We start from the raw sequence: 4,467 nt of genomic DNA, 5'->3' as shown, positions 1-4,467 counted from the left end.
TTTGTGGTAGTATCTGCCGCTTGTATATAACAACCAATCTGATTTCCAGCACATGCAAAGGAACCATTCTCGATGGGTGAGTTAGCCAAAGAGATCCTGCCGGTAAATATCGAAGACGAGCTCAAGCAGTCCTATCTGGACTACGCCATGAGCGTCATTGTCGGCCGGGCTCTTCCTGATGTCCGCGATGGCCTGAAGCCGGTCCATCGGCGCGTTCTGTTCGCCATGTCTGAACTGGGCAACGACTGGAACAAGGCCTACAAGAAGTCCGCCCGCGTGGTGGGTGATGTAATTGGTAAGTATCACCCCCACGGTGACTCTGCGGTTTACGACACCATCGTTCGTATGGCCCAGCCTTTTTCCCTGCGTTATCCGCTGGTGAATGGTCAGGGCAACTTCGGTTCCATCGACGGTGATAACGCGGCCGCCATGCGTTACACCGAAATCCGCATGGAGAAGATTGCCCACTCGCTGCTGGCGGATCTCGACAAGGAAACCGTTGATTTCGTCGACAACTACGACGGTACCGAGCGGATTCCGGAAGTCATGCCAACCCGGGTGCCCAACCTGCTGGTTAACGGCTCTTCCGGTATCGCGGTGGGTATGGCCACCAACATCCCGCCCCATAACCTGACCGAGATCATCAACGGCTGTCTGGCGCTGATCGACAACCCGGATACCTCTATCGACGAACTGATGGAGCTGATTCCGGGACCGGATTTCCCGACCGACGGCATTATTAACGGACGGGCCGGTATTGTTGAGGCCTACCGTACCGGTCGTGGCCGCATCTATATCCGCGCCCGCCATGAAATCGAGCACGACAACAAGACCAATCGTGACGCTGTCATCATTACCGAACTGCCGTACCAGCTGAACAAGGCCCGGCTGATCGAGAAAATCGCGGAACTGGTCAAAGAGAAGCGTCTGGAAGGCATCACCGAGCTGCGTGATGAGTCCAACAAGGAAGGCATCCGGGTGGTGATCGAGCTGCGTCGGGGCGAAAACCCGGACGTGATCGTCAACAACCTGTTTTCCCAGACCCAGCTGGAAACCGTGTTCGGCATCAACATGGTTGCCCTGATCAACGGCGAGCCCAGAATTCTCAACCTCAAAGAGATGCTGGACGCCTTTGTCCGCCATCGTCGTGAGGTGGTTACCCGTCGGACCATTTTTGAGCTGCGCAAGGCGCGGGAGCGGGGTCATATTCTTGAGGGTCTGTCGGTTGCCCTGGCCAACATCGATGAAATCATTGCCTTGATCAAGGCTTCGCCTTCGGCGTCTGAAGCCCGTGAAAAACTGATCGCCCAGGGCTGGTCGCCCGGTGGCGTGCTGGCCATGCTGGAGCGGGCGGGCGAAGATGCCTGTCGCCCGGATGATCTGCCGGAAATCTTCGGCCTTCGTAACGGCCAGTACTATCTGTCACCGGAACAGGCCCAGGCCATTCTGGATCTGCGCCTGCATCGTCTGACCGGGCTTGAAACCGAGAAGTTGCAGAACGAGTACAAGGAAATTGTCGAGAAAATTGCAGATCTGCTGGATATTCTGGGCAACCCGGACCGCCTGTTGCAGGTGATTCGCGACGAGTTGGCGGAGATTGTTGCGGAATATGGTGACAAGCGCCGGACTGAAATCATGAGCTCCCGTCGCGACCTGACCGTTGCCGACCTGATCGATGAAGAAGATCTGGTAGTGACCATCTCTCACGGTGGTTACGCCAAGACCCAGGCGGTCGAGGATTATCAGGCCCAGCGTCGTGGTGGTCGCGGCAAGGCGGCGACGTCCATGAAGGATGAAGACTTCATTGAAAAGCTGCTGGTGGCCAACTCCCACGACACCATTCTGTGCTTCTCGAACAAGGGCAAGGTGTACTGGCTGAGGGTATTCGAGATTCCCCGGGCAAGCCGTGCTTCCCGTGGTCGTCCGATGGTCAACATCCTGCCGCTGGACGAAGGTGAGCGTATTACCACCTTCCTGCCGGTGCGGGATTACCCGGAAGACCACCATGTGTTAATGGCAACTTCTGCCGGTGTGGTCAAGAAAACGCCTCTGCCGAACTTCTCACGTCCCCGCAGCAACGGCCTGATTGCGTTGTCGCTGGACGAAGGCGATACCCTGATTGGCGCTGCCATCACCCAGGGTGATGCGGAAGTCATGCTGTTTTCGACCGCTGGCAAGGCCGTACGCTTTAACGAAAGTGCGGTTCGGCCCATGAGTCGCACCGCACGGGGTGTCCGTGGCATTCGTATGCACGAGGGCCACCATGTGGTGTCGCTGATCATTCCCCAGGAAGGCGGGGTGATTCTGACCGCCAGTGAGAATGGTTACGGCAAGCGCACCTCCCTTGATGAATTCCCGACTTACAGCCGGGGCAGCCAGGGCGTTATCGCCATGCAGTGCTCCGAGCGTAACGGCAACCTGGTTACCGCCCTGCAGTTGTTTGAGGGCGATGAGATGATGCTGATCTCCGACAAGGGCACTCTGGTGCGGACCCGTACCGATGAAGTGTCGGTACTGAGCCGGAATACCCAGGGTGTGCGCCTGATCAAGCTCAGTCAGGAAGATGAGCGTCTGGTAGGTGTCGAGCGGATTGCAGAAACCGATGCCGAAGACATTGTCGAAGGTAGTGTCGAAGATAATATCGACGAGAGTGTTGAAGGCAGTGAAGGTGTGGCCGGCGCGGACGACGTAAACAGCACAGACAGCACAGACGGTTCAGAAGAGGGCGGTGATGAGCAGGGCGTATAATTTCTGCGCCGGTCCGGCAGCACTGCCGGAACCGGTGCTGCGGCAGGCGCGGGATGAAATGCTCGACTGGCGCGGTACAGGCATGTCGGTGATGGAGATGAGCCACCGCGGTGACGAATTTGTCGAAATCGCTGAAACTGCTGAGCGTGATTTCAGAGAACTTGCAGGCGTATCAGATGATTACGCAGTACTCTTCATGCAGGGTGGAGCTTCCAGTCAGTTCGCGACCCTGCCTCTGAATCTGCTGGGTAAAAAGGCTACTGCGGATTACGTGGATACCGGCATCTGGTCCGGCAAGGCGATCGATGAAGCCAGCCGTTATGGCCAGATCAATGTGGTGGCCAGCAGCAAGTCCTCTGGCTACCGCACGGTGCCGGATCCGTCGGGCTGGGCCACCAGTGCCGACGCGGCCTATCTGCATTACACCCCCAATGAAACCATTGGCGGACTGGAATTTGACTTTGTCCCCGACAGCGGGTCTGTACCGCTGGTGGCCGACATGTCATCCACCATCCTGTCACGGCATCTGGATGTGTCAAAGTTCGGCCTGATCTACGCCGGTGCCCAGAAAAACATCGGACCGTCCGGTCTGGTGGTGGTCATCATCCGCAAGGACCTGCTGGGCAAGGCCCGGGCCGAAACGCCGACCATGATGAATTATCAGGTCATGGCTGATAACGGCTCCATGTACAACACCCCGGCCACCTACTCCTGGTATCTGGCGGGGCTGGTGTTCCAGTGGCTGAAAGCCGAGGGCGGTGTGGCGGCCATGGAACAGGCCAATCGTCGCAAGTCGGAAAAACTCTACGGCTTCATTGATGACAACGGCTTCTACGCGAATCCCATTGAGCCCCGGTTCCGCTCCTGGATGAACGTGCCCTTTACCCTGGCAGACGAGGCCCTGAACGGCCTGTTCCTGAAGGGCGCGGACGAGCGTGGACTGCTTAACCTGAAAGGGCATCGTTCGGTTGGCGGTATGCGGGCCAGCATCTACAACGCCATGCCGGAAGCCGGCGTGGACGCGCTTATCGGATACATGGCGGACTTTGCGAAGGAGCACGGCTGAGATGAGTGACGAGCAGACCCGCCTGGGCGAATTGCGCGACGAGATCGACAGCCTTGATCAGCAGATCATGAATCTGATCAGTGCCCGGGCCCGCTGCGCTCAGGAAGTTGCCCATGTAAAAATGGCCGCAAATCCGCAGCAGGAAGTGGTGTTCTACCGCCCGGAGCGGGAAGCCCAGGTGTTGCGTCGCATTAAGGAGGCCAACCCGGGTCCGCTGCCTGCCGAGGAAATGGCCCGCTTGTTCCGCGAGATCATGTCGGCCTGCCTGGCACTGGAACAGCCGCTCCGTATTGCCTTTCTGGGTCCTGCCGGTACCTTTACCCAGGCCGCCGCCCTCAAGCATTTCGGACATTCCGTCATCAGTGTGCCCATGGCCGCCATCGATGCGGTATTCCGGGAGGTGGAATCCGGCGCTGCACATTACGGTGTGGTCCCTGTTGAAAACTCGACCGAAGGAATGGTCAACCATACCCTGGACATGTTTATCGGCTCGCAGCTGCGGATTTGTGGTGAGGTACAGCTGCGCATTCATCATCATCTGATGACCGCGCCAGGCAATGAAGGCAAGCCGCTGTCCCGTATCTACTCCCATCAGCAGTCGTTTGCCCAGTGCCGGCAATGGCTTGATGCCAATCAGCATGGCGTGGAACGGG

3 protein-coding genes are annotated in these 4,467 nt (G+C 58.0%); all 3 read left to right on the top strand.

The genetic code is table 11. The features are described from left to right. Positions 1-72 precede the first annotated feature (72 nt). On the top strand, positions 73-2,748 hold the full coding sequence (gyrA, locus tag AAC035_RS19020; protein WP_339806682.1) for a DNA gyrase subunit A: 2,676 nt from the start codon (positions 73-75) through the stop codon (positions 2,746-2,748). After that, positions 2,732-3,814 carry a 3-phosphoserine/phosphohydroxythreonine transaminase gene (gene serC / locus AAC035_RS19015; protein ID WP_339806681.1) on the top strand — a complete coding sequence of 361 codons (1,083 nt, stop codon included), beginning with the start codon at positions 2,732-2,734 and terminating at the stop codon, positions 3,812-3,814. The genes gyrA and serC overlap by 17 nt, the downstream gene beginning before the upstream one ends. Position 3,815: 1 nt before the next feature. Beyond that, positions 3,816-4,467, top strand: a 652-nt coding sequence (gene pheA / locus AAC035_RS19010; RefSeq protein ID WP_339806680.1) for a chorismate mutase, incomplete at its 3' end; no start/stop codon positions are given.

The organism is uncultured Marinobacter sp. (assembly GCF_963974375.1).
Taxonomy (GTDB): domain Bacteria; phylum Pseudomonadota; class Gammaproteobacteria; order Pseudomonadales; family Oleiphilaceae; genus Marinobacter.
This window is presented reverse-complemented; position numbering and strand designations above follow the sequence as displayed.